Raw genomic sequence first — 23,235 nt, 5'->3', positions numbered from 1 at the left:
CTATGGAATACATCCGCATTCAACACATCGATAACCCATTGTTTGCCAAAATGCACCGACTGATGCAAGAGGTATTTCCACCGGAAGAGGTACTGGATTACGATCTGTGGAAAGAGCCGCTCGAAGATCCAAGCATCCGCGTGTTTGTCGCCGTGCATGAAGGCGAAGTCGTAGGAGCGACGGAGTATCGGTACTACCCGGATATGAATGTAGCGATGACGGACTTTACCATTATTGGACGCGAAGGACTGGGCGTGGGTCGTTTTCTCGCCAAGAAGCGCGAGAAGGATTTGCTGGCTTTGGCTGCCGAGAATGGCAAAAGCCTGTACGGAATGTTTGCCGAGATATACGATCCGTACCGTGTAGAAGAGCATGCGTTTGGCGGCATTAAGCCGATGGATCCGTACGTTCGTCGGGAAGTGCTGTCTCACTTGGGGTATAAGCGTACGAACTTCGCGTATGTGCATCCTTCCTGGCAAAATGATGGCGAGGCTGTATCTGGACTTGATTTGGGCTTTATGCCGATGGACGAGAATCAGGATTTCCTGGAGGCAGACTTGATTGTCACCTTCCTCAAGCGCTATTACGCTGTGCTGCCGGAAAAACCACAAGCCTGGCTGGATATGGTAGAAGCTCTGTCATCTTTGGAAAAAGTGGAGCTTTTGCCGCTCTAATCACAGGCATGGTCGAAGAGGATGAACTCCTGATGGGTTGCGCGGTGTAAATCACCAGCCTTTCGGGAGTTTTCTTCTCTGTTGCAAAGGAGGCTCTCGTGAAATCACAAAATCTTGCCGTTATTCTGATCTACATGGCTGTTCTTTTTCATTTGCTCGCAATAAGCGGCTGGGTAAAAATCGAATTGCTTCAGCCGATGCAATTGGCTACGCTTGCCTTCATGCTGACAGCCCTGTTTGTATTGCGAAAAAAGAAGCGCAAGACCAAACGCCGTCCAAGAAAGCCACCGGCAGAAGTGGGCGTTTTGTTGGATCGTGCTGACGAGGGCAAAGACCCTTAAGGGAAGATTTTTTTGCTAGCCCAGAAGGACTTTTCATCTAGGGAAAGAAGTGTTTTTGAAAGAAGCAGAAACACCGGAACTCCTCAGGTAGGGATATACCTGCGGTGTTTCTGAATATAATTTACAGAATATTAAAAACATATTGTTTGAGAGGGGGAGCCCATGACCAACAATCCCATTATTCGTGTTGAAGACATTTCATTTTCCTACAAGGTAAATCAGGATCAACAAATTCCTGTCCTGAAAAATGTTTCATTAGACGTGTATCCAGGTGAGTATCTGGCGATTATCGGTCATAACGGTTCCGGAAAATCCACTTTATCCAAACATCTGAATGGCATTCTGACACCGTCGGAGGGAGGTGTCTATGTAAACGGAATCGACACGCGCGACAGAATGCGCCTGCACGAGGTGAGAAGCAAGGTCGGCATGGTCTTCCAACATCCGGACAATCAGATCGTGGCGACAATTGTAGAGGATGATGTCGCATTTGGTCTGGAAAACATCGGGGTGGCGCCACAGGAAATGAAGGAACGCATCGATGCTTCTTTGGCTGTTGTTGGGATGAGCGAATTTCGCCATCGCCCGCCCCATCATTTGTCTGGCGGACAAAAACAGCGGATTGCCATCGCGGGAATATTGGCAATGAGACCGCAGTGTGTCGTATTGGATGAAGCAACGAGCATGCTCGACAGCTACGGGCGCCAGGAAATTTTGACTGTCATACGGAAGCTGCATGAAGAAGGAATGACGATTGTAACCGTGACGCACCACATGTCGGAAGTTACACAGGCAGATCGGGTCGTGGTGATGGAAGCAGGTCAGATCGTATTGCAGGGAACACCCCGTGAAGTATTTTCCCATCAAGCGAGATTGCAGGAGCTGCATTTGGACGTTCCGGATGCGAGCCGTATCGCCGCTTATGTCCATGCTCAGTGTGCGTCTTTTTCGGTCGACCTGATCGAAAATGATGAGGTGGTAGAGGAAGTAAATAGACATTCCATCCCGCAAGCGGAGGCGAGTGGCACATGAATCGATCCATCGTAGAAGTATCCGATCTCTCCCATACCTATATGCAGGGAACGCCACTTGCGCATCGAGCATTGAATCGTGTAAGCATGCAGGCCGCAAAGGGTGAGTGTATCGCCATCATTGGACACACGGGTTCTGGGAAATCCACGCTGATCCAACACTTGAACGGCTTATTTCGGCCCCAGGCGGGAAAAGTCATCGTCAATGGACTGGATGTCTCAGACCCCAAGGTAGACATTAAATTGCTGCGCCGTCAAGTGGGCCTCGTCTTTCAAAATCCGGAAGATCAGTTGTTTGAAAAGCTGGTCGGCGACGATATTGCCTATGGGCCATTCAAGATGGGCTTGCCACTCGCAGAAGTGAAGGAGCGTGTCGAATGGGCGATGGAGCTGGTCGGTCTGTCCTTCGAGGAGATGAAGGATCGTCCTACCTTTGCCTTGAGTGGCGGGCAAAAACGCAAAATAGCCTTGGCTGGCATGCTTGCCCTTCGTCCGAAAGTGCTGGTTTTGGACGAACCGACAGCCGGCTTGGACCCAAGGTCTAGGCAAGAGCTGTTGCAGCGGATTCGTAGACTCAATCAGGAAGAACGGCTGACGGTGATTTTCGTATCGCACAATATGGAGGAGGTCGCGCAGCTCGCTGAGCGGGTTTACGTGATGGCGCTCGGGCAGATTGCCTGCGAGGGGACACCGCGCCAGATTTTTGGCAATCAGGAGATCTTGCGTGAGCACCATATCGGAACCCCTGAAGCAGTCGACATCCTGTATAAGCTGCGCGAACAAGGCTACGGGGTTGATCCGGGAGCTTTTTTACCGGAGGAAGCGGCTGCGGAAATCCTGAAGCTGATCAACCGTTAGGGAGGGAGTACGATGTCAGCCGAATTTGAGTTGTCTCGAAATATTACGATAGGCCAATATTTGCCCACCGAGTCAGTGGTTCATCGTCTCGATCCCCGATTCAAGCTGGCAGCCTTTGTCATCCTGATTCTAGCAATCGCAATCTGCAATACGTATGTAGGAAATCTGTTTGCTCTTGTTATATGTATCTCGATGTTTGCGGTCGCCAAAATTCCTCTCCACTACGGCATCTCCGGAATCAAACCAGCCATTCCTTTTATCATCATTCTCGCAACATTGCAGCTGCTGTTCTATGGAGAGATTGCCAACGGCGGGACGGTGTACGTTCAATACGGCTTTATTACGATTTCCTCAGAAAGTATACGGCTTGTGCTGGTTTCGGCAATGCGCTTTGTTGAGGTTATTTTTCTGTCGAGTGTCTTGACGCTGAGTACTTCCACGACAGAACTGACACACGGCATGGAGAGGCTGCTCGGACCTTTGCACAAAGTGAAATTTCCGGTGCATGCGTTTGCCTTGATCATTACCATTGCCATCCGTTTTGTGCCCACGTTTGCGATGGAAATGGAAAAAATGATGAAAGCACAAGCGTCTCGTGGCGCTGATTTCGGGACGGGCGAATGGTGGCGCATTATCCGGCGAACCAAAGACATGCTTCCAATCATCATCCCGCTCTTTAATGTAGCACTTGCTCGGGCAGAAGATTTAATCTTGGCGATGGAAGCGAGATGCTATACGCCAGGCGCTTCCCGTACACAATATACGCACTATAAAGCCCAAGGGAAAGACTACGTCGCACTCCTCACAAGCATCGTGATTTCGGTCATAATGCTCGTCATCCCTTGGTAGACCTTGGGAATTCTCCCTGAACGGGGATTCCAAATAGATGTGAAGAAAAGAGGAGGAGTAGGGCATGGAGAAAGGCTTGACGGTACGAAGAATCGTAATCGCGGGTGTCTTGGGGGCAATTGCCATCCTGCTGGGTGTCACGCGGCTCGGCTACATCCCGGTACCTACGGCAGCAGGAAATGCAACGATTATGCACATTCCTGCAGTCATCGGCGGCATCATGGAAGGCTGGGGCGTCGGCATGATCATTGGTCTTATTTTTGGTGTATCCTCATTTTTAAATGCCACGGTCCCATTGTTCAAAGATCCGTTGGTAGCCATTCTTCCACGCTTATTTATTGGGGTGACTGCGTATTTTACTTATGTAGGGCTAAAAAGAACCAATGAGTATTTCGCGATTGGCGCAGCGGGCTTTGTCGGTGCCATGACGAACACGCTCTTGGTTTTGGGTATGGCTGTCATTCGCGGTTACATGACGTTTGGGGTCGCGGCTACTGTAGCGCTGACCAGCGGCTTGCCTGAGGCTATCGTCTCGGTAATCGTGACGCTGGCTGTCGTCGCAACCTGGAAAAATCTCGTGAAGTCTGGAAAGCAAAAATCAAAAATCTCGGGGTGAATGTGTCAACATGACGGGAACGATTGTGGATGTGCCTGGCGTAATGGTCGGCCACGCACAGGAGCAGGAGGCATTGACGGGTTGCAGTGTCATTCTAGTGGATCAACCTTCCGTATGCGGCGTAGATGTCCGGGGTTCTGCCCCGGGCACACGCGAAACAGACCTATTGGACCCGTTAAATCTCGTCAGTGTGGTTCATGGCATCTGCTTGTCAGGTGGGAGCGCTTACGGTCTGGATGCGGCATCAGGCGTGATGCAGTGGTTGGAGGAAAAAAACAGAGGACTGGATGTCGGGTTTGGAATTGTTCCGATTGTACCTGCTGCTGTGCTATTTGATTTATCCGTAGGTGATCCGCGTATTCGCCCGGATCGAAGCATGGGGTATGAGGCTTGCTGTCAGGCTAATCGGAATGCAGTGCAGCAAGGAAATGTAGGAGCGGGTACAGGAGCCACCGTTGGCAAGCTGAACGGCTTTGAACGTGCCATGAAAGGTGGTCTTGGCTCCGCTTCTTTGCGCTTGGAAAATGGTCTGGTCGTAGGAGCAATCGTTGCTGTCAATGCTGTGGGGCATGTCATCGATCCGAGTACGAGTGAAATCCTCGCCGGTCCGCGCGATGAACAAGACCAAATCCTCGACAGTGTAGAACTGATGAAGGAGCATACCGTCTCTTTGATCCCGCCTGGCACCAATACGACGATTGCGGTCGTAGCGAGCAATGCCAGATTGAGCAAAGCAGAGGTGAAAAAAGTGGCCCAGATGGCGCACGACGGTCTCGCAAGAACGATCCGTCCCATCCACACGATGCACGATGGTGATACAGTTTTTGCTCTGGCGACTGGTGATTTGCCTGCACCGGTAGATTTGGTTGGAGCCCTTTCAGCAGACGTTTTGGCTGAAGCAGTCATTTCGGCAGTCAAGCACGCTACGCAAGCCGGAGGTCTGCCAGCACATCGGGATCTGAAGCGCTAATCCTGGATCAAGCATTGCAAACAGTGTGGCGAGAGGAGAGGATGAGTGTGAAGCAGGTCATTTCTTTTGTCGACGAGCAAGAGGTGGTCCGGCTAACCCAGGAGCTCGTGCGTATCCCGAGTGTATATCGCCCGGAGCAGCCGGGAGGAAACGAGGAGCGCGTTGCCTTGTTTGTAGCTGACTATCTTCGAAACATGGGATTGCAGGTGTATTACGAGGAAGTGGTACCCGGGCGTCCCAACGTGATTGCGATCTACGATTCCGGCAAACCAGGCAAGACCCTCCTCTTTGAAGCCCACACCGATGTCGTCACAGAGGGAGATCGGGATGCCTGGAGCTACGACCCGTTTGGCGCTGAAATGTTCGGTGGACGGATTTACGGACGGGGTGCGTGTGATACAAAAGGTAATCTGGCTGCTGCGATTTGCGCCGTCAAAGCCATTCAGCGTTCCAATCAGCCTTTTGCGGGCAAAATTCTATTGTGCATTCCTTGTGATGAAGAGGGGATGATGATCGGGATCAAGGATTTTATCCGGAGAGGCTGGGCGAAGAATGTGGATGCGGCAATTATCTGCGAACCGGAAGAAAACCAGCTATGCATCACACAAAAAGGGGCCATGCGTGCGATTTTACGAACCTTTGGAAAAATGGCGCATGGTGCGATGCCGCTGACTGGAATCAATCCGAATACGAGGATGGCCAGAGCGATCGTCGGTCTGGAGGAGCTGGAGCGCAAAGAAATGGCGCGACTGGGGGAACATCCGATGCTGGGCTGGCCGAGTATTACGCCAACCATTCTGCAAGCTCCCGTAAAAGGAGAGCCACAAATAAATGTGGTTCCTGACCAGTGTATGACTACTCTGGATATTCGCACTGTACCTGGACAGAATCATGACGTGCTGCACGAAGAAATGCTGGGGATCCTGCGTCAATTAGGGCAAGAGGATGAGAAATTCAGAGCGACGCTGGAGATTATCGAGGAGCGACCTTGGACATTGACGGCGATGGAGGAGGAAGTGGTACAGGCTGTGGCCAACTCCTATCGTGAAATCACAGGAAAAGAACCGATCTACAACGGAGTGCCAGGAGCCACGGACGGGACTTTTTTGCATCAGGCTGGTATCCCGATTCTGACTACTGGAGCAGGAGACAGACATATCCCTCACCATGCAGACGAATATGTGGACATCTCTCAGCTCGTAGAATCGACTCAGCTTTTCGCCCTGTCAGCCATGCATTTTTTGACTCAGCCAGTCAAAGTTTAAGATACTAGAAGACAAGAATCCTTACTCGGATGATGGGTAAGGATCTTTTTCTGTAAAAAAAGTCTAGAAAGTTTCTCTAGAAAACTTGCTCAATCCATCCAAATTTTTTTACAATAAAGTGACGGTATTAATGAAGGGGGAAAGGCAATGAATATGCGCTGGGATTTGGATGTACTTTATACATCCTTCGATTCACCTGAATGTAAACAGGATTGGGAAGAACTATGTGACAAGATAGAGGCTCTAAAGCAATGGGCTGTTGAGAATTTGCAGAATACAGATGATGCAGTTGAGAAGATGGAGCAGTACATAACACAGTTGACCGCAATTTTACAGAAAGAATACCGTCTATTCAGCTATGCTGAGCTGACGGCGAGCGTGGATGCCAAGAATGAAAAAGCATTGCAGCTTTCTGAGCGCATCCAGGATCAGGCTGTAGAAAAAGTAGAGCCAGAAGTCCTGTTTCAAAAATGGCTGGGAACACTCTCGAATCTGGATGAGCTGATCAGCCAGTCTGGCCTCTTGGAGGAGCATCGATACTTCCTGCAAGAAATTGCGGAGGAAAGCAAGTACATGCTCAGCGAGAAAGAGGAAATCATTCTCGCTAAAATGAAAAATACCGGTTCCAATGCATGGACCAAGCTGCAAGAAATGCTCACGTCCACCTTATTAGTGGATATCACCATCGATGGCGAGCAAAAACAATTGCCGCTGCCAGTCGTGCGCAACATGGCGTTTGAAAAAGATGCAGATGTCCGGAAACAAGCGTACGAGGCAGAGCTTGCTTCTTACAAAAAAATCGAGGAATCCTCGGCAGCAGCCCTGAACGGAATCAAAGGTGAGGTTATCACCATTTCCAAGCTGCGAGGATATGAGTCCGCCCTGGACAAAACGCTGAAAGACTCGCGAATGGATCAAGAGACGCTGGATGCCATGCTGACAGCAATGTGTGAAAGCCTGCCCGCATTCCAGCGTTATTTCCGCAAAAAAGCAGAGCTGCTGGGCCATCAAAGCGGACTTCCATTCTATGATTTGTTTGCTCCTGTAGGCGACGCTGACATGCGTTTTACTTACCAAGAGGCGCGTGACTTTATTGTGAAGCATTTTTCCAGCTTTAGCCAAAAGCTTTCCGATTATGCTGCAAAAGCGTTCGACAACCGCTGGATCGACGCAGAAATTCGGGAAGGCAAGCGTGGCGGAGCTTTTTGCGACAACCTGCATGTCGTAAAAGAAAGCCGGATCATGGCTAACTTCACAGGCAGCTACAGCGACGTGAGTACGCTGGGTCATGAGCTGGGGCATGGCTATCATGGCGATTGCTTGGTGGATGAAGCATTTCTGAATAGCGATTATCCGATGCCAATTGCCGAGACGGCTTCGATATTGTGTGAAACCATTATTGCCAACGCTGCTTTGAAAGAAGCTTCTTCCGAAGAGGCATTTTCCATTCTGGAAAACGATATATCCGGCGCTGCTCAAGTCATCGTCGATATTTACAGCCGATTCCTGTTTGAATCTGAATTGTTTGCTCGTAGGGAAAACGGTTCGCTTTCCGTAAAAGAATTGAATGAAATCATGCTGCAGGCTCAAAAGGATGCCTATGGGGACGGCCTGGATCAGTCTGTGCTTCATCCGTATATGTGGGTTTGCAAACCGCACTACTACAGCGCGGATTATAACTACTACAACTTCCCGTACGCATTCGGTCTATTATTTGCAAAAGGTTTGTATGCGGAGTACTTAAAAAAGGGCGAGGCATTCGTCCAGCAGTACGATGAACTGTTGTCTGTGACGGGCAAGAAAAGCGTGGCTGACGTGGCAGCCATCATGGAAGTCGATGTGCGCTCAATTGATTTCTGGCGCAACTCGCTGTCTCTTATTGAAAAAGATATCGATACCTTTATCTCGCTGGCTGACGCCAGATAAGGGAAGCATGGTTGAAAAACGTCCGATACCGATTCGGGCGTTTTTCGCATAGCGAAAGGGAATCGAGGAGAAAGTAAGAAAAACAAGCGAGGTGATCGAAGTGAACGGATTGCAATTATTAGATCGGCTCAGAGAAACAGAAAATAAGATGATGCATTTACATAGAGCCATTGACAAAGTGAGCAATGAACCTGATTTTAAAGAATCAGTCAGTGTGCTCACAGTAGTTGTGCGCGATTACCAGCAGCAATTGGACAAAATGAAGGAAGCGCTTGGAAGTATGGAGATCCCGCTCAATCATAACAACCAACACCAGGGCCAATCCCAGCAAAGCCATTAGCCCTGCTCGCTCCAGCGAAGATAAACAAAAAGCCCACTCTCTCTTTCCGAACCGTAAGAGAGTGGGCTTATGCCTTTATTCGAAGTCTAGATAGCGCTTGACTCCGTAAAACGGATAGAGCTTGTTCATGTATTCCATTTTTCCATAGCGAACATCGTCGCCATTGGCATGTACGATCATGTCGTCGCCCAGATAAATGGCTACATGGGAAACACGACCCTTGTTCAATGCATCGTAGAAAAGGAGGTCACCTGGTTTGGCATCTTCCAAATCTACGACTTCTCCACCGAGGAATTGTTCATCTGACGTTCGAGGCAGCGTTACGCCCATTTGTGCAAAAACATAGGAGGTAAAGCCACTACAGTCAAAACCATTCGTCGTAGTGCCGCCAAGGACGTAAGGTACTTTCAGTAATGGCTGTACGATTTCTTCCAGCTCATCGAGTTTTTTGACGGAAAGGTCATCGTCCTTGGAATCGTTCGATCTGCGCTCCATTCCTTTTAGAAACTCACTGGCTACGTAAGACTCTTCCTGTTCGTAGCGGATTTTTGTCCACTCAGCTCCAGGTTCGATCAGCTCCACTCGGGAACCATAATACAGTTTTCCGACGATTTCACCTTCCAGAGAGGGCGTATTGCGAACATGTAATACATCCGCAACGACTCTGGCTTTTTTACTTTTTTTGGACTCTTCCAAAAGCTCTGGATTCTCGTTTACCTGATACGGATTTGCTGTTGTCAAATCAACAATTGGCAGGCTTGTCCCGGTCAAAGCCAGTGTTTGGCCAATAGACAATCGATCCGAATCGAGCTGATTGTGTTGCATGATTTCATCGACCGTTGTCTGATGTTCCCTCGCAATTTTACTTAATGTGTCACCTGCATTGACTACATAGGTATAGGACGAAGCGTGTGCGGCAGATGGCAACAAAGTAAAGAGGGTAAGGAAGGTGATAATTCGCGAAGTATGTCTCATCGATCAACTCCACCAATCTACTAAATTCTGCATATCTAGCTAAAATTCTATCCGATTTATTCCTGTAAATCTATGAGAAAAAAGAACGATTAATATTTTGTAAAAAACTATTGCTTTCAGAATTCGAATCATGCTATATTACAGAAGTCGCCAGCGCAATTGACGATCTGGCAACGCGAAAAAGCATGGAGCTGTGGTGAAGTTGGAGTTCACGCCGGTCTGTCACACCGGAGGTCGCGGGTTCGAGTCCCGTCAGCTCCGCCATTCTTTTTCTCAACGTAAAGCATCTTGCCGGTGTAGCTCAATTGGTAGAGCACCTGACTTGTAATCAGGGGGTTGTGGGTTCAAGTCCTATCGCCGGCACCATTTTTGCGGTCGTGGCGGAATTGGCAGACGCGCTAGATTCAGGTTCTAGTGGTGGCAACACCGTGGAGGTTCAAGTCCTCTCGACCGCACCATTCTAAAAATCATCAAGCCCTTGAAGTTGTCTTTCTGACAATTCAGGGGCTTTTTTATACTATCGGAAAGTTTAAGTGCGCTAAAGCGCTAAAAAGATTAGCGGAAGATAGTATAAGTGCAACTAAGGCTCCGCCAAAAGCTTGGCGTAGCCAAGTTTTCTAATGTTTTATTTCGTATAGCGGATTTAGGGACATTGCTTCAATTTCAATATGGATTGCTCAAATTCTGTATTTATGGAGATTTCTATTCAACCCATTGGCTGATAAACTGACTTCATCATACGTCAATACTCGAGATTTCTTACCCGCGACGGAATAAGCCCTGGTGAATTTCGGCGGATTGCGCAGGAAGAGATCAGCGCCTACCCTTCCGTGTCGTTTGTGGAGGACACGGCGGTATCGATCTCGGGAACAGACGGACAGTTTCATATTGCGACTGCGCAAGGTAAAACGTTTGGTAGTAAAAAACTTCTCTTCGCGGTTGGAATGAAGGATCGGCCGCTAAACATCCCGGGGCTGGCGGAGGTTTATGGAAAAAGTGCTTTCGTCTGTCCGTATTGCGATGGCTGGGAATTAAGAGACGAACCGCTTGTGATTATTCAAAAGGGTGCAGAGCTCATGCATTTTGCTCCGTTAATAGCAGGGTGGACGAAGAGTTTTACCATTTGCACGAACGGCGCTGATGAGCTGACGGATACGCAGCGCGAAGAGCTCCAGCAGCATCAAGTGCCAATGTTTGAGTCGCCAATCAGACACATCGACTCTCAGGAAGGAATTGTGCGTCAGGTTGTTCTGGAAGACGGGACTATCATTCCGTGCAGGGGAATCTTCTTTAAACCGGAGCTGGTGACGGGATCGGACTTGCCGAGAGCCATCGGCTGCGAGATCTCAGAAGTAGGAATGGTTGTAGTAGATGCCTTCGGGAAAACGAGCGTACCGGGCGTTTATAGTGCTGGGGATTCGGCATCGCGCATGCATCAGGCCATTGCTGCCGCGTCTATGGGTGCATTTGTCGCAGCGGCCTTAAACAATACATTGATTTTGGAGGATTGGCAGAGTATGCAACTCTCTTGAGGAGCTGGGTCGCAAAGTGCCGTTCGACCAGGAAAGAACATGCGCAACGACAAGGGTTCATGTACAATGACAAGAGAGATTGCGAAGGGAGTTTTGCCTCATGAATATTGACGTTTTCTCGGACTCTGTTTGTCCTTGGTGCCGAATTGGCAAGAAAAATTTGTTTGATGCTATCGAGCAGTGGACAGGGGAGCCGATTCAGGTCCATTTCCGTACCTATTTATTGTCGCCTGAATTACCCAAGGAAGGTAAGCCATTTTTCGAAGCGATGGCTTCCAAGGGCAGTCCTGACATGATTATGCAAATGCTGACCCAAGTCACGCGTGCAGGTGAAGCGGTCAATATCCCGTTTCGTTTTGACAAGGTCGAGCGTATGCCCAACACCTTAGCCTCCCATCAATTCATTAAAAGTGTGCCAGAAGAAGATACGACACGCGTCGTGGATGCGATCTTCAAAGCTTACTTCGAGGATGGAAAAGACATCGGAGACGTAGAAGTGCTGCTCGGTCTGGCAGATGATTTGGGGCTAGATGTGGAACACGTGCGTGAGGCGATTGAAAACGAACGGAAGATGGATGAGATTCAGGCTGACATCGCATTTGCAAGGGAAAACCAGATCACAGGCGTACCGTTCTTTGTCATAAACGGAAAGCTGGCTCTGTCTGGTGCTCATCCAGTAGAGAATTTCCTGAAGGCATTTAAACAAGTGACCGAGATGGAAGGCTAATGTAAATTGCAGAGGGTAGTATGCTAGCAAAAAGACCGTCTTTTATGAAAAGGACGGTCTTTCATTGTTTCAAACCTCCAGCTTGGGTTCATCATCTGTTAAAAAACGAAACCAGCGTTGACGCAAATGAATTTGCGGCGAGTCGCCCATGACATGTGCTTCCAAGCGAAGCGCTTCAGGAATCGGACGAGGATGCTGGCTTTCTACAATCGCTTGATCTTCTTTTAGAACTTTGCTGCTGTACCTGGAAAAAATGCTATCCATGAAAGGCAGTGATTTCAGAAAGGTTCGCCCTGCTAATCCGAAGATCATGGTACGATTTTGATGGATCGGGGTAAAAGTCACATAGTTGAGAATGCCTCTAGCTTCATTGTCTGTCGTGCGCATCTGCCATTTCCCTCAAACTGCCATCCGTGATAGGGGCACATGACCTGATTGCCTGAGCAAGTGCCCAAGGACAAGTCTGCACCGCGATGCGAGCAATACGCGTTTATCGCATATGTGCGTCCATCTTCACCGCGATACACGATGCATCGTTTCCGCTCCCTTCCAAATAACGAAACGGAATTTTGGTTTCCTTGTTTTTAGCCAAGTCAATCCGACCATACTGTTGAACATGGAGGTGCCAATCATGTACGTAACCGTAACGACAGTAGGGGAGAATGATCAACCGCAAGTAACTGTGATGGGAGAGGTGCTCGTTTGCCAGAATGAGGGACACTATCTATTGCCTGGCAGATATGTACATGCTTTGAAAACCGATGATTTGCCAGTTGGTATCGGATTTGCTTTGTCTGGAGCACTTCCCTCCGGATACGGATTTTATCAGGAAGATCAGGTCATTTTCTCACGCAAGGACGGATCGTCCACGCTGCAAGTTGAAGTGACTTCTACATACAAAAAACAAGAATGGGACGGATTGTTTCCTCTCGATGCTACGCTTTTGTCTCGCAAGGAGATGCTGGAGAAACACGAGCATTTTTCGGCGATCCGCTACGATATAGATGATGAGAAAGCAGAGATCGGCTTCGCGTTTACCTATCCAGCAGCGTCAAACTCCGATTTGGAACAAGTGATGGAGTCAGTCTGCGACACCATGTTCGAGGTGGAAGCGCAAGGAAATCTTCAGCTCTGGAGATTGAACTCTGGACACATTCAGGAATGGTAAAACCTGTCGCATGCAAGCATGCCATGATATAGTAAAAAATGATACGGACATGGACAGAGACAGAAAAGGAGAGGATCTCATGAAACGAATTCAAAACATTTTTTGTGTCGGACGAAATTATCGATTGCATGCTGCCGAGCTGGGGAATGATGTGCCGACATCCCCGATGCTTTTTGACAAACCGACACATTCCCTCGTGGCAACGAATGGACAAGAGATCGATTTGCCTGGAAATCGCGGGGAAATTCACTACGAGGCTGAACTGGTGATTCACATCGCGCGTGGTTACGAGCCAGGTTTGACACTTGATCAAATGGTCGACAAAATCGCGTTGGGTGTGGATTTGACGCTGCGTGATGTACAATCGGTGCTAAAGAAAAATGGACATCCTTGGCTTCTGGCGAAAGGCTTCAAGAATTCCGCCATTCTGACACCCTTTCACCCGTTTCCTGGGCAACAGCTCTTGGAGAAAACCCATTTTTCCATGCTGAAAAATGAAGAACAGGTTCAGATCGGCAATGTTCAGGACATGATTTTTGATTTGATGACGATTATTCAATTTACGACAGAGCATTTCGGTTTGGATGCTGGCGATATTATTTATACCGGAACACCTGCAGGGGTTGGACCAGTTCTGGATGGGGATCACTTTGCCCTATTCTTTGGCGAAGAAAAATGGGGAGAATTTACGGCTCGCCTTCGCTAGTAACTAAAGTTCTAGACAAACACGGGAAAAGGTAGTTTAAGATGCATCTCTTGGAATGGAAATGGGAGAACCTTTGGTTTATCCGATTGAAAATTCAAGGGGTGCATTTTTTTAACGTGAACGGGATTATAACGGTTACATCGATGTCCAAGATTTACAGATTGTGTATGATTCAGTCGCTTGTTACAGTGGTATTGGGATTATGCTGAATCGTTATGTAGCTATAGTCCTAAAATATAGAAATACGAGGGAGAAACTATGTTAAATCGATCTCGTCAATGGATATTGACTTCTATGGCAGGACTCTTGCTGACTGTGTTCAACGTACCGGTTGCAAGCGCTGCTGAACTTGAAGCCCCCCCGGCAGCAGTACCAAGCTTTGATCGGCAGGAGCTGATCGACAAACTGGACGTAAAGGATAAAGACGTTATCGGGCTCTATTACACCTCTATGGAGGGAAGTCCCGAGAATCGTGTTCATAACATCAAAAAAGCGGTTAAAAAGATCAATGGTGAGAAACTAAAGCCGGGTGAATATTTTTCCTTTAATCAGGAAGTAGGCAACTCCAATCTGGCTGAAGATGGTTGGAAGGAAGCGAATGTCATTGTGGATGGCCAGTTGACAGAGGGCTACGGCGGCGGAATATGCCAGGTGTCTTCCACTTTGTTCAATGCGGTTCAGGAAGCGCAGCTGCCTATTCAAGAGCGTCACAGTCACAGCAAGTCAGTGGGGTACGTACCCGTAGGGCAGGATGCGACGATTGCCTATGGTTTGCTTGATTTTCGATTTTCCAACCCTTTTGCTCATACGTTAAAAATCAAGGCCAAGACGTATAATGATTCTGATGTCGTGATTGCCATTCTAAAGAAATAACGGTAAGAAAAGACGTGCTAAGCGCGTCTTTTTTGTACTATCGGAAAGTTTAAGTGCGCTAAAGCGCTAAAAAGATTAGCGGAAGATAGTATAAGTGCAACTAAGGCTCCGCCAAAAGCTTGGCGTAGCCAAGTTTTCTAATGGTCAAGAACTGGAAAGCGAATCGAGTATGATGTGCTTTTCTGAACGCAGGGCAAACAACGTACCGGCTAAAAAGTGAGGAGAAATAACGAATTTGAGGAGGAAAAGCAAAACCAGCATCTGACATGATCAGGCAGAAGCTGGTTTTTTTATCGTCAAAATGAAAGGGGATAGCCATTTTATTCCGAAATAGTTCTTTTGGTCTAAAAGACTGATATGCCATACTTTTTAGGTCGATTGTACTCTAGTTCCATCCTCCCAAATCCATTATTGGTAAATTTTACGGTCTTATCCTCCTGTTTCCTGATGCGGTAACCTGTCCATGTACCCCACTACGGGTTGCACAACAAGAGTTCCACAACATGACAAGGAGGAAAAGAAAGTGACGAAACGAGATTGGGTGATGAAATCAACAGTAGCAGTCATGCTGAGTACGTCCCTGTTAATGGGTGGTCATATTGAACAAGCGGCCGCTAATACGCAAGTAGCAGTAAGCACGGTAGACATTGCAAGTACAGCGAAAAAACTGGTAGGAAAGCCGTACAAGTATCAGGCTAACGGACCAAGTTCTTTTGGATCAGCCAATTTCGCTACCTACGTCTACAAACAGGCAGGGATCAAGATCGGTAGTACGATTTCTGCGCTGTACAAGACAGGTAGCAGTGTCAGTCAAAAAAATGTAAAGGATGGGGACCTCGTATTCTTTTCATCGAATGGAAAAGGCAGCCCGTCCTTTATGGGAATCTACATAGGCAATGATCAGTTCGTCTACTCTTCACAAGGTGAAGGGAAGGTAGTTCTCAAGAAATTCTCCGATTATGACAAAAAATTCGTAGGTGCCCGTCGAGTTGCGGATTCTAATTCTAATGAAAAACCGAATAACTCCGAATCTTCGACCAGTTCCATTGCCGATAAAGTGATTGCATATGGAGAAAAGTATCTGGGGACAAAGTACAAATACGGTTCCAGTAAGGATACGACCAAAACGTTCGACTGCTCGTCCTTTACACAACGCGTCTTTAAAGAGGCAGGAATCACGTTGCCGCGCGATTCCCGCCAGCAATCGACCGTAGGAAAAACCGTTTCCAAGAAAGATTTGAAAAAAGGTGATCTGATTTTCATGAAGTCTTCTGCCAAGGGTGCTTCTGATCGGATCACGCACGTGGCCATCTATGCAGGTAATGGAAAAATCCTGCACACCTACGGAAGCCCAGGTGTTACCTATTCGAAATTCGACGGAACCAACTGGGAAAAACGAGTGGTGAAGATCAAGCGCGTCATCTAATCAAGGGAGACTCTCATGCATACTGCATGGGGGTCTTTTTTCTGCTTTTCTGTGACGTGCTTCTATAGCATTATGACGCAGATATGCCCATATAGTTTCGCTAGGATGGTCTGCCAATTGTTGCTATGAAGAACAAAATCAAAGCAATCATTCTAGCTGGATAAGAGGATTCTTCAGAATAGTGTCGAATATTATTTATTGTACAATTGAAAAAAATGGAGGTGTGTCGTTTGGAATTGAACATGCCAGAATATTACAACTTCGCTGCGCAAGTCGATGAATACGCATGTAGCCATCCTGACAAACGTGCGGTATGGGAACTGGATGAAAGCGGAGCCGAGCAAATTCTGAGTTATGACCAATTGCGGCGTTTTTCCAATCGGATCGCCAATGGATTGCAATCTATTGGCATCGGACAGGGAGATAAAGTGGTTGTTCTAGTAAAGCGGGGGATTGAAGCCTACGGGATCTATCTTGCTTTATTAAAAGTGGGAGCAGTCATCATGCCAGGTTCAGAAATGCTCCGTCAAAAGGATATTGAATACCGCGTCGACCATGCACAAGCTTGCGGGGTCATTTGCTTTGAAGGAATTTTGGAAGAAGTGGAGCCTCTTCGTGAAAGTTCGGCTACATTGAAGCATTTTATCACGCTGGGTGATAGCAGAGAGGGCTGGCTTCCTCTGGATGTATTGATCGGAGGACAATCCGATGAATTTTCCTGTGCGAAGACGCGTTCAGACGAGCTTGCTTTCTTGTCGTACACTTCTGGGACGACTGGCGGGCCAAAAGGCGTGATGCATGTGAGCGGCTGGCCACTTGCACATCTATCTATCGCTGCGTCTCAATGGCTGGATGTGCGTGAGAACGATCTGGTATGGGCAACGGCGGGACCAGGCTGGGCCAAATGGATTTGGAGCCCATTCGTCTCTACATTGGGTATGGGGGCTACAGCCTTTGTGTACAAAGGACGTTTCAGCGCAGAAGCTTATTTGTCGATTTTGGAAAAGTACCCTGTATCGGTTCTATGTGCAACTCCGACTGAATATCGGATCATGGCAAAGGCAAACGATCTGGAACAGTATCGATTGCAGGCGCTTCGTTCCCCTTGCTCGGCTGGGGAGCCTTTAAACCGGGAAGTGATCGATACCTTCCGTCGCGTGTTTGGCTTGACCGTACGGGATGGCTATGGGCAAACCGAAAGTACGTTGCTCGTTGGTACGTTTGTTGGCATGGAACCCAAACCAGGGTCAATGGGTCGCCCATCTCCTGTTGTCAGAGTCGCGATTGTGGATGAAGAAGGAATGGAATTGCCTGTAGGCAAAGTAGGCGATATTGCGATTAATCGTGACATGATCGCATTGTTTCAAGGTTATTTGAACGATCCTGAGAGAACCGCCAAGGCCTACCGTGGAGAGTGGTACGTGACCGGGGATCAGGGAAGAATGGACGAGGACGGCTACATATGGTTTGAAGGACGCTCTGACGACATCATTATTTCCGGAGGCTATACCATCGGCCCATTTGAAGTCGAGGATGCGCTCGTCAAGCACCCATCTGTCGCAGAGTGTGCGGCTGTAGCCAGTCCAGATGATGATCGTGGAAGCGTAGTAAAAGCCTTCGTCATTCTGAAAAAAGGGCACTCTCCGTCGGATGAGCTGGTTGAAGAACTGAAGGAGCATGTGAAGCATTTGACTGCACCTTACAAATATCCGCGAAAAATTGAGTTTGTTGAAGAGCTGCCTAAGACGAATTCCGGAAAAATCAGAAGAGTGGAATTGCGCCAGCAAGAGAAAGAGAACTTGAACCTCTCATAAACGAGCAGGAATTAGGAAGAAGCCTTGATGCGAATCATTCGTGTCATGGCTTCTTTTACATTCACCAGTTCCCGTCTCTGTGTGTTCACCCAGCCAAGGCTCTGCGCATAAGGTAATGTGAGCATCTACAGGAAGGAGCACGAAGAGTCATGATGAGTGGATTACCGTATACAACCACACAGACTGCGTCCAATACCCCACAAATGGTAACAATCGTGGATCCCTACGTCTATCAAGCCTTGCAAAGTGTGATCTCGCGTGAGGTTGTGATTCAGACTGTTCAGGGGAACATTCGAGGAGTTGTCACCAATGTATTGCCTGATCACGTGGTCTTGGAGGCTGGCAATGCATCGTTTTTTATTCGAATTCAGCAGATCGTATGGATTATGCCCTCTTAAAGCGGTATGAAACAAACCTCCCCAGACATAGAACTATATAGGCAGAAGCGTATGGGGAGGGAATGGAATGTTTACACGGATCAACCGACTGGCGATTGAGCTCCCGGAACCGGCGTATGGAGACGCCAATGCAGCCGCCGCCGTTCAAGAGCTATTGGGCGGTCGTTTTGGCGAGATGTCTACATTGAATAACTATCTATTTCAATCTTTCAATTTTCGCGGGAAAAGCAAACTGAAGCCGTTTTATGATTTGGTGGCCAGTATTACGGCAGAAGAAGTGGGCCATGTAGAATTGGTTTCCAACGCAATCAATCTATGTATGAAGGGAATCACACATCCGGGAGATCCGGATACGACTCCACTCAGCAACGGGTTGAACAAGCGAAACACGTATTCATTTATCGCTACGGCACAAACGGCTATGCCCGGCGACTCAATGGGGAAGTCATGGACGGGGGATTATGTATTTTCCAGTGGTAACCTTGTGCTCGACCTGTTGCACAACTTCTTTCTCGAATGTGGTGCCCGAACCCACAAAATGCGTGTGTATCAAATGACAGATCATCCGACTGCCAGAGCCATGATTGGCTATTTGCTGGTTCGCGGTGGCGTTCATATCATCGCGTATGCAAAAGCCTTGGAAATAGCAACAGGCGTCGATATGACGAAGATGCTGCCCGTACCGGATTTAAATAATGAACAGTTCGATGCCACCCATCCTTACATTGCGATGGGGTTGAATCAAAAGCTGTTTACATTTAGCTATGAGGACTATCAGGACATCGCGAAGATTTGGAAGGGACCATTGCCGGACGGAGGAACCGCTGAGGTGATCCAGGGAGTGCCAGATGGTGGATCTGTTCCTGACCTTGACGAACTCCCAGAAGAATTTGCTCCTGGGGTGTCACGCGAGGATTTCTTGCTCATCGCCAAACGCTTGCAGCAATCAGCTGGAATGTAAGCAGACAGAGGTTTTACCTAATAATAAAGATACCCGGTTGCACGAGGCAGACCGGGTATTTTTTGATTCAATAGGAAAGGATATTTTTACAACGTCATGCAGCTTTTTTCATGGGCTAGGTCAATTCACTTCCATTTATGTAGTTCGATTGACAGCTTTGCTCAGCGCGTCCTCCAAAACATGGGCGTACTGCATCGTGGTTTCAATTTTGGAGTGGCCAAGCTGAGCTTGCAGCTGATGTGGATCTGGATTGAGCCGAAGAAATTGTGTGGCAAAGCTATGGCGCAATTTATGAACGGATAGATCCGGTATTCCAAAAGCCTTGGCGTACTTTTTCACCAGTTTTTGCACGGAGCGGACCTCGATGCGATGTCCATTCGCATTTCCTGGGGAGACGGCGAGAAAGACAGCATCCTCTTGTGCAGGCGGGTTGTACTTCTCGCGAACGAGCAAGTACCTTGCGAGATAGTCTTTTCCCCAATCACTAAAGAAAGGTGCGTCCTCCTTTTTCCCTTTGCGTACAAGCTTCAACTGATTTTTCTCCATGACGAGATCAGATAGGTCTAGACTGACGATCTCTGACACGCGAAAGCCACCAGAGAGAATCATCGCGATCAGAGCGGTATCACGTTCCCGGTTCTGCAGGTGATAGTTTTGTTTTTTTACAGTGTCGCAATGTGCAAGATATCCTTCATAGACATAATCGACGAACTGATAGATTTCATCATCAATTAAAATCTTGGCTCGAATCGCATGTGCACGAGCAAGAGGTGTCAATTCCGTCATTTCCAGCTCGATTTTGGCGAGCACGTTGCGAGTCAGATAAGATTCTCCGTTCTCATCTTCCGCCAGGGCAGCGAGGTAGTGAAACAATGACTTGAGGCTGGAAATTTTTCTGCTGATTGTTCGGTCGCTGTATTCCTTTCGTGAGCTGCGCGTAGGCTTCGTGAGGAGAGCTGCGCGTTCGTACAAGTGCGATTCTTGCAAGTAGAGGATGTAGCTCTCCACCGTTTCCTTTTTCAATACGTTTAGTTCAGACAACGAAACATGCTTCATTTCCGTAGCAGAGGTAAGCCCCTCTGTCATCATCCAACGGAAGAAAAAGGAAAAGTCGCGCAAATAACCGAGCAACGTAGAGGGGGAATTCTTCTTCGTTTTTTTATGTTCAATGAACTTTTCCACGTACCAGGGGTATTCATGGATCGATTGTAATAGCTTGAGGGCATCACGTTGTTTGGTAATGGACATGCATACACCACCATTCTTGAGGTAATCGATACGAACATATATTCTATCAAACGAAACAGCGGATGGGAATACCGTTCACATATTTACCCATAAATCGGACCATTTGGTGGAAGAGATCGTCTGAATACGGTTTTACACAGTATGCACAAAGGGCATATTCATCGAAATAAAAATTTGAAAATCATGTCTTTCTCATATGGACATTCAGAGATAAAGATGATAATTTATTATCAAATATCCTTGAAATTATACGATTCATACTACATTTCAAATGTCTTTACCACGCGCACATTTGTTTTTGTGGAAGTGACTTCCACCTGACTTGTTCGAGTGTGTGCGGGATCAGGACATACAGTCGGAGGGATTGGCGATGTCAAGCAGAACGTTGGATCAATTTTTGAGTGAAAACTTGGACGATCTGAAGAGCAAAGGGCTCTACAACGTAATTGATCCTTTGCAGAGCCCAAATGGACCCATGATTACCATCTCTGGAAAAGAACTGATCAATTTATCCTCCAACAACTATTTGGGATTGGCAACGGATCAGCGCTTGATTGATGCCGCTGTAGCAGCTGCACAGAAATACGGGGTCGGTGCTGGGGCTGTTCGCACCATTAACGGAACGCTGGAGCTGCATGTGAGGCTCGAAGAAAAAATTGCTTCCTTCAAACAGACTGAGGCTGCGATTGCCTATCAGTCCGGTTTTAACTGCAACATGGCTGCGATTTCAGCGGTGATGGACAAAGAGGACGCCATCTTGTCCGACGAACTGAATCACGCATCGATTATTGACGGCTGCCGGCTTTCCAGAGCCCAAATCATCCGATTCAATCATTCTGATATCGACGATTTACGTCAAAAGGCCAAGGAAGCAAAGGAATCTGGAAAATATAAAAAACTAATGGTCATTACGGACGGCGTATTCTCCATGGACGGGGATATAGCCAAGCTACCTGAAATCGTAGAGGTAGCGGAAGAATTCGACCTGATGACGTATGTAGACGATGCACACGGATCTGGTGTTCTGGGAAAAGGTGCCGGTACCGTCAAGCATTTCGGACTGTCAGATAAAGTAGATTTTCAGATTGGTACGCTCTCAAAAGCCATCGGCGTGGTTGGGGGATACGTTGCGGGCAGACAGCAGCTGATTGATTGGCTGAAAGTGCGCAGCCGTCCATTCTTGTTCTCGACTGCCCTGACTCCTGCTGATGTGGCAGCTTGTATCACGGCGATCGATATTTTACAGAACAGCACCGAATTGCACGACAAGCTGTGGGCGAATGGAGATTATCTGAAAAAAGGCCTCAAGGCGCTGGGCTTCAATATCGGGGAAAGCGAAACACCTATTACTCCTTGCATCATCGGCGATGAGCAACAGACGCAGCAGTTTAGCAAAAGGCTGTACGAAGAGGGCGTTTATGCCAAAGCAATTGTTTTCCCCACTGTTGCAAAGGGTACTGGACGCGTACGCAACATGCCCACCGCAGCACACACGACGGAAATGCTGGATCGTGCGCTGTCGATTTACGAAAAAGTGGGGAAAGAAATGGGGCTTCTGAAATGAAAAAGATACTGGTAACCGGTGCGCTGGGCCAAATCGGCTCCGAATTGGTTATGAAATTGCGAGATCTTTATGGCAGCGACCAGATCATTGCCTCTGACATCCGAAAAGTCGAAGACAGCAAGGTTGTAGATTCGGGTCCCTTTGAAATTCTGGATGTGACAGATGCCAAGCGCATGTTCGAATTGGCGAAGACCCATCAAGTCGATACGATCATGCATCTGGCAGCGCTGCTATCGGCGACCGCAGAAGCCAAGCCGCTGTTGGCCTGGAATTTGAACATGGGCGGACTGGTGAATGCGCTGGAAACAGCTCGCGAGCTTCAATGCCAATTTTTTACCCCTAGCTCGATTGGCGCATTTGGCCCTACGACTCCAAAGGTAAACACGCCACAGGAGACGATTCAACGACCAACGACCATGTATGGCGTCAACAAGGTAGCAGGGGAGCTGCTGTGCGATTACTACTTCCAGAAATTCGGCTTGGATACGAGGGGTGTTCGTTTTCCAGGTTTGATCTCCTACGTTACCCCCCCAGGCGGAGGGACGACGGACTACGCGGTGGATATTTATTACAAAGCTATACTTGATGGCTCCTATACGTCTTACATTGCCAAAGGGACGTATATGGACATGATGTATATGCCGGATGCCTTGCAAGCGATTATCGACCTCATGGAAGCAGATGCTAGCAAGCTGCAGCATCGCAACGCATTTAACATCACTGCCATGAGTATTGAACCGGAGGAAGTAGCAGCGGAAATTCGCAAGCACATTCCTTCCTTTACCCTTTCCTACCAGGTAGACCCGGTTCGTCAAGCCATCGCTGAAAGCTGGCCTGACTCCATAGATCCGACAGCCGCCCAAGCAGAGTGGGGTTTTCAAGCACAGTATGATTTGGCGAAAATGACCGAAGACATGCTTACGAAGCTGCGTGGAAAGCTTCTTCAAAAAGTGAGTTAAAACAACAAGGCCAC

General features: G+C 48.0%; 24 protein-coding genes, 3 tRNA genes and 1 pseudogene. 24 read left to right on the top strand and 4 right to left on the bottom strand.

Annotated features, from left to right (window positions below):
- Positions 1 to 2 precede the first annotated feature (2 nt).
- The 10 genes from EDM52_RS06655 (at position 3) to EDM52_RS06610 (ending at position 8,870) form a co-directional block, all read left to right on the top strand.
- On the top strand, positions 3 to 674 hold the full coding sequence (locus EDM52_RS06655; protein WP_122908243.1) for a GNAT family N-acetyltransferase: 672 nt from the start codon (positions 3 to 5) through the stop codon (positions 672 to 674).
- Positions 675 to 772: 98 nt separating this feature from the next.
- Positions 773 to 1,015 (top strand): hypothetical protein, encoded by a 243-nt coding sequence (locus EDM52_RS06650; protein ID WP_122908242.1) that lies wholly within the window; start codon positions 773 to 775, stop codon positions 1,013 to 1,015.
- A gap of 162 nt (positions 1,016 to 1,177) precedes the next feature.
- Entirely contained in the window at positions 1,178 to 2,047 is an 870-nt protein-coding gene (locus tag EDM52_RS06645) for an energy-coupling factor transporter ATPase (protein ID WP_122908241.1), read from the top strand.
- Positions 2,044 to 2,904 carry an energy-coupling factor transporter ATPase gene (locus EDM52_RS06640; RefSeq protein ID WP_122908240.1) on the top strand — a complete coding sequence of 287 codons (861 nt, stop codon included), beginning with the start codon at positions 2,044 to 2,046 and terminating at the stop codon, positions 2,902 to 2,904. The genes EDM52_RS06645 and EDM52_RS06640 overlap by 4 nt, the downstream gene beginning before the upstream one ends.
- 12 nt (positions 2,905 to 2,916) lie before the next feature.
- Positions 2,917 to 3,753, top strand: coding sequence for an energy-coupling factor transporter transmembrane component T family protein (locus tag EDM52_RS06635; protein WP_122908239.1), 837 nt, complete (start codon positions 2,917 to 2,919; stop codon positions 3,751 to 3,753).
- 64 nt (positions 3,754 to 3,817) lie between these two features.
- Positions 3,818 to 4,369: an ECF transporter S component gene (locus EDM52_RS06630; RefSeq protein WP_057134074.1), complete on the top strand. Its 552-nt coding sequence runs from the start codon at positions 3,818 to 3,820 to the stop codon at positions 4,367 to 4,369.
- A gap of 10 nt (positions 4,370 to 4,379) precedes the next feature.
- Positions 4,380 to 5,339 carry a P1 family peptidase gene (locus EDM52_RS06625; RefSeq protein WP_122908238.1) on the top strand — a complete coding sequence of 320 codons (960 nt, stop codon included), beginning with the start codon at positions 4,380 to 4,382 and terminating at the stop codon, positions 5,337 to 5,339.
- Between the two features lie 47 nt (positions 5,340 to 5,386).
- Positions 5,387 to 6,604: a M20 family metallopeptidase gene (locus EDM52_RS06620; protein WP_057134081.1), complete on the top strand. Its 1,218-nt coding sequence runs from the start codon at positions 5,387 to 5,389 to the stop codon at positions 6,602 to 6,604.
- A 147-nt stretch (positions 6,605 to 6,751) separates the two neighbouring features.
- Positions 6,752 to 8,530 (top strand): M3 family oligoendopeptidase, encoded by a 1,779-nt coding sequence (locus EDM52_RS06615; RefSeq protein WP_122908237.1) that lies wholly within the window; start codon positions 6,752 to 6,754, stop codon positions 8,528 to 8,530.
- A 148-nt stretch (positions 8,531 to 8,678) separates the two neighbouring features.
- Complete coding sequence (locus tag EDM52_RS06610) at positions 8,679 to 8,870, top strand: hypothetical protein (protein WP_122908542.1); 192 nt, start codon at positions 8,679 to 8,681, stop codon at positions 8,868 to 8,870.
- Between the two features lie 75 nt (positions 8,871 to 8,945).
- Here the strand turns inward: EDM52_RS06610 and EDM52_RS06605 are convergent, their stop codons facing one another.
- Complete coding sequence (locus EDM52_RS06605; protein WP_057134077.1) at positions 8,946 to 9,845, bottom strand: C40 family peptidase; 900 nt, start codon at positions 9,843 to 9,845, stop codon at positions 8,946 to 8,948.
- Positions 9,846 to 10,032: 187 nt separating this feature from the next.
- On the opposite strand from EDM52_RS06605, the gene EDM52_RS06600 reads away from it, so the two are divergent.
- The 5 genes and pseudogenes from EDM52_RS06600 to EDM52_RS06580 all read left to right on the top strand — a co-directional run bounded on the left by EDM52_RS06600 (position 10,033) and on the right by EDM52_RS06580 (position 12,104).
- Positions 10,033 to 10,109 (top strand) — tRNA-Asp (locus tag EDM52_RS06600).
- 26 nt (positions 10,110 to 10,135) lie between these two features.
- Positions 10,136 to 10,211: transfer RNA gene (locus tag EDM52_RS06595), tRNA-Thr, on the top strand.
- Between the two features lie 5 nt (positions 10,212 to 10,216).
- Positions 10,217 to 10,303: transfer RNA gene (locus tag EDM52_RS06590), tRNA-Leu, on the top strand.
- Positions 10,304 to 10,594: 291 nt separating this feature from the next.
- Positions 10,595 to 11,377 (top strand): annotated as a pseudogene (locus tag EDM52_RS06585) (NAD(P)/FAD-dependent oxidoreductase); the annotation flags it as partial.
- 100 nt (positions 11,378 to 11,477) lie between these two features.
- Positions 11,478 to 12,104, top strand: a complete 627-nt coding sequence (locus tag EDM52_RS06580; protein ID WP_122908235.1) for a DsbA family oxidoreductase — start codon at positions 11,478 to 11,480, stop codon at positions 12,102 to 12,104.
- Between the two features lie 69 nt (positions 12,105 to 12,173).
- Here EDM52_RS06580 and EDM52_RS06575 read toward each other — a convergent pair whose 3' ends face one another.
- On the bottom strand, positions 12,174 to 12,491 hold the full coding sequence (locus tag EDM52_RS06575) for a hypothetical protein (RefSeq protein ID WP_245996641.1): 318 nt from the start codon (positions 12,489 to 12,491) through the stop codon (positions 12,174 to 12,176).
- Positions 12,446 to 12,631 (bottom strand): Rieske 2Fe-2S domain-containing protein, encoded by a 186-nt coding sequence (locus EDM52_RS25100; protein ID WP_245996635.1) that lies wholly within the window; start codon positions 12,629 to 12,631, stop codon positions 12,446 to 12,448. The genes EDM52_RS06575 and EDM52_RS25100 overlap by 46 nt, the downstream gene beginning before the upstream one ends.
- Positions 12,632 to 12,735: 104 nt before the next feature.
- Here EDM52_RS25100 and EDM52_RS06570 point away from each other — a divergent pair, with 104 nt between their 5' ends.
- The 7 genes from EDM52_RS06570 to EDM52_RS06535 all read left to right on the top strand — a co-directional run bounded on the left by EDM52_RS06570 (position 12,736) and on the right by EDM52_RS06535 (position 19,450).
- On the top strand, positions 12,736 to 13,272 hold the full coding sequence (locus EDM52_RS06570) for a hypothetical protein (RefSeq protein WP_122908234.1): 537 nt from the start codon (positions 12,736 to 12,738) through the stop codon (positions 13,270 to 13,272).
- 79 nt (positions 13,273 to 13,351) lie between these two features.
- On the top strand, positions 13,352 to 13,978 hold the full coding sequence (locus EDM52_RS06565; protein WP_122908233.1) for a fumarylacetoacetate hydrolase family protein: 627 nt from the start codon (positions 13,352 to 13,354) through the stop codon (positions 13,976 to 13,978).
- Between the two features lie 258 nt (positions 13,979 to 14,236).
- Positions 14,237 to 14,851, top strand: coding sequence for a VanW family protein (locus EDM52_RS06560; RefSeq protein ID WP_057134080.1), 615 nt, complete (start codon positions 14,237 to 14,239; stop codon positions 14,849 to 14,851).
- A 523-nt stretch (positions 14,852 to 15,374) separates the two neighbouring features.
- Positions 15,375 to 16,277 (top strand): C40 family peptidase, encoded by a 903-nt coding sequence (locus EDM52_RS06550; protein ID WP_122908231.1) that lies wholly within the window; start codon positions 15,375 to 15,377, stop codon positions 16,275 to 16,277.
- Between the two features lie 230 nt (positions 16,278 to 16,507).
- Positions 16,508 to 18,091: an acetate--CoA ligase gene (locus EDM52_RS06545; protein ID WP_122908230.1), complete on the top strand. Its 1,584-nt coding sequence runs from the start codon at positions 16,508 to 16,510 to the stop codon at positions 18,089 to 18,091.
- A gap of 152 nt (positions 18,092 to 18,243) precedes the next feature.
- Positions 18,244 to 18,489, top strand: coding sequence for a YuzF family protein (locus EDM52_RS06540; RefSeq protein ID WP_122908541.1), 246 nt, complete (start codon positions 18,244 to 18,246; stop codon positions 18,487 to 18,489).
- Between the two features lie 67 nt (positions 18,490 to 18,556).
- Positions 18,557 to 19,450: a manganese catalase family protein gene (locus EDM52_RS06535; RefSeq protein ID WP_122908229.1), complete on the top strand. Its 894-nt coding sequence runs from the start codon at positions 18,557 to 18,559 to the stop codon at positions 19,448 to 19,450.
- Between the two features lie 135 nt (positions 19,451 to 19,585).
- On the opposite strand, the gene xerS is transcribed toward EDM52_RS06535, so the two are convergent.
- On the bottom strand, positions 19,586 to 20,698 hold the full coding sequence (gene xerS, locus EDM52_RS06530) for a tyrosine recombinase XerS (RefSeq protein ID WP_122908228.1): 1,113 nt from the start codon (positions 20,696 to 20,698) through the stop codon (positions 19,586 to 19,588).
- Positions 20,699 to 21,068: 370 nt separating this feature from the next.
- Here xerS and EDM52_RS06525 point away from each other — a divergent pair, with 370 nt between their 5' ends.
- Both EDM52_RS06525 and EDM52_RS06520 read left to right on the top strand, forming a co-directional pair.
- Positions 21,069 to 22,262 carry a glycine C-acetyltransferase gene (locus EDM52_RS06525; RefSeq protein ID WP_122908227.1) on the top strand — a complete coding sequence of 398 codons (1,194 nt, stop codon included), beginning with the start codon at positions 21,069 to 21,071 and terminating at the stop codon, positions 22,260 to 22,262.
- Positions 22,259 to 23,221: an L-threonine 3-dehydrogenase gene (locus EDM52_RS06520; RefSeq protein ID WP_122908226.1), complete on the top strand. Its 963-nt coding sequence runs from the start codon at positions 22,259 to 22,261 to the stop codon at positions 23,219 to 23,221. The genes EDM52_RS06525 and EDM52_RS06520 overlap by 4 nt, the downstream gene beginning before the upstream one ends.
- Positions 23,222 to 23,235 lie beyond the last annotated feature (14 nt).

Source organism: Brevibacillus invocatus (assembly GCF_003710915.1).
In the GTDB taxonomy this organism is placed as follows: Bacteria; Bacillota; Bacilli; order Brevibacillales; family Brevibacillaceae; genus Brevibacillus; species Brevibacillus invocatus.
Note: the sequence above shows the minus strand (reverse complement) of the source record. Positions and strands in the feature narration are given on the sequence as shown.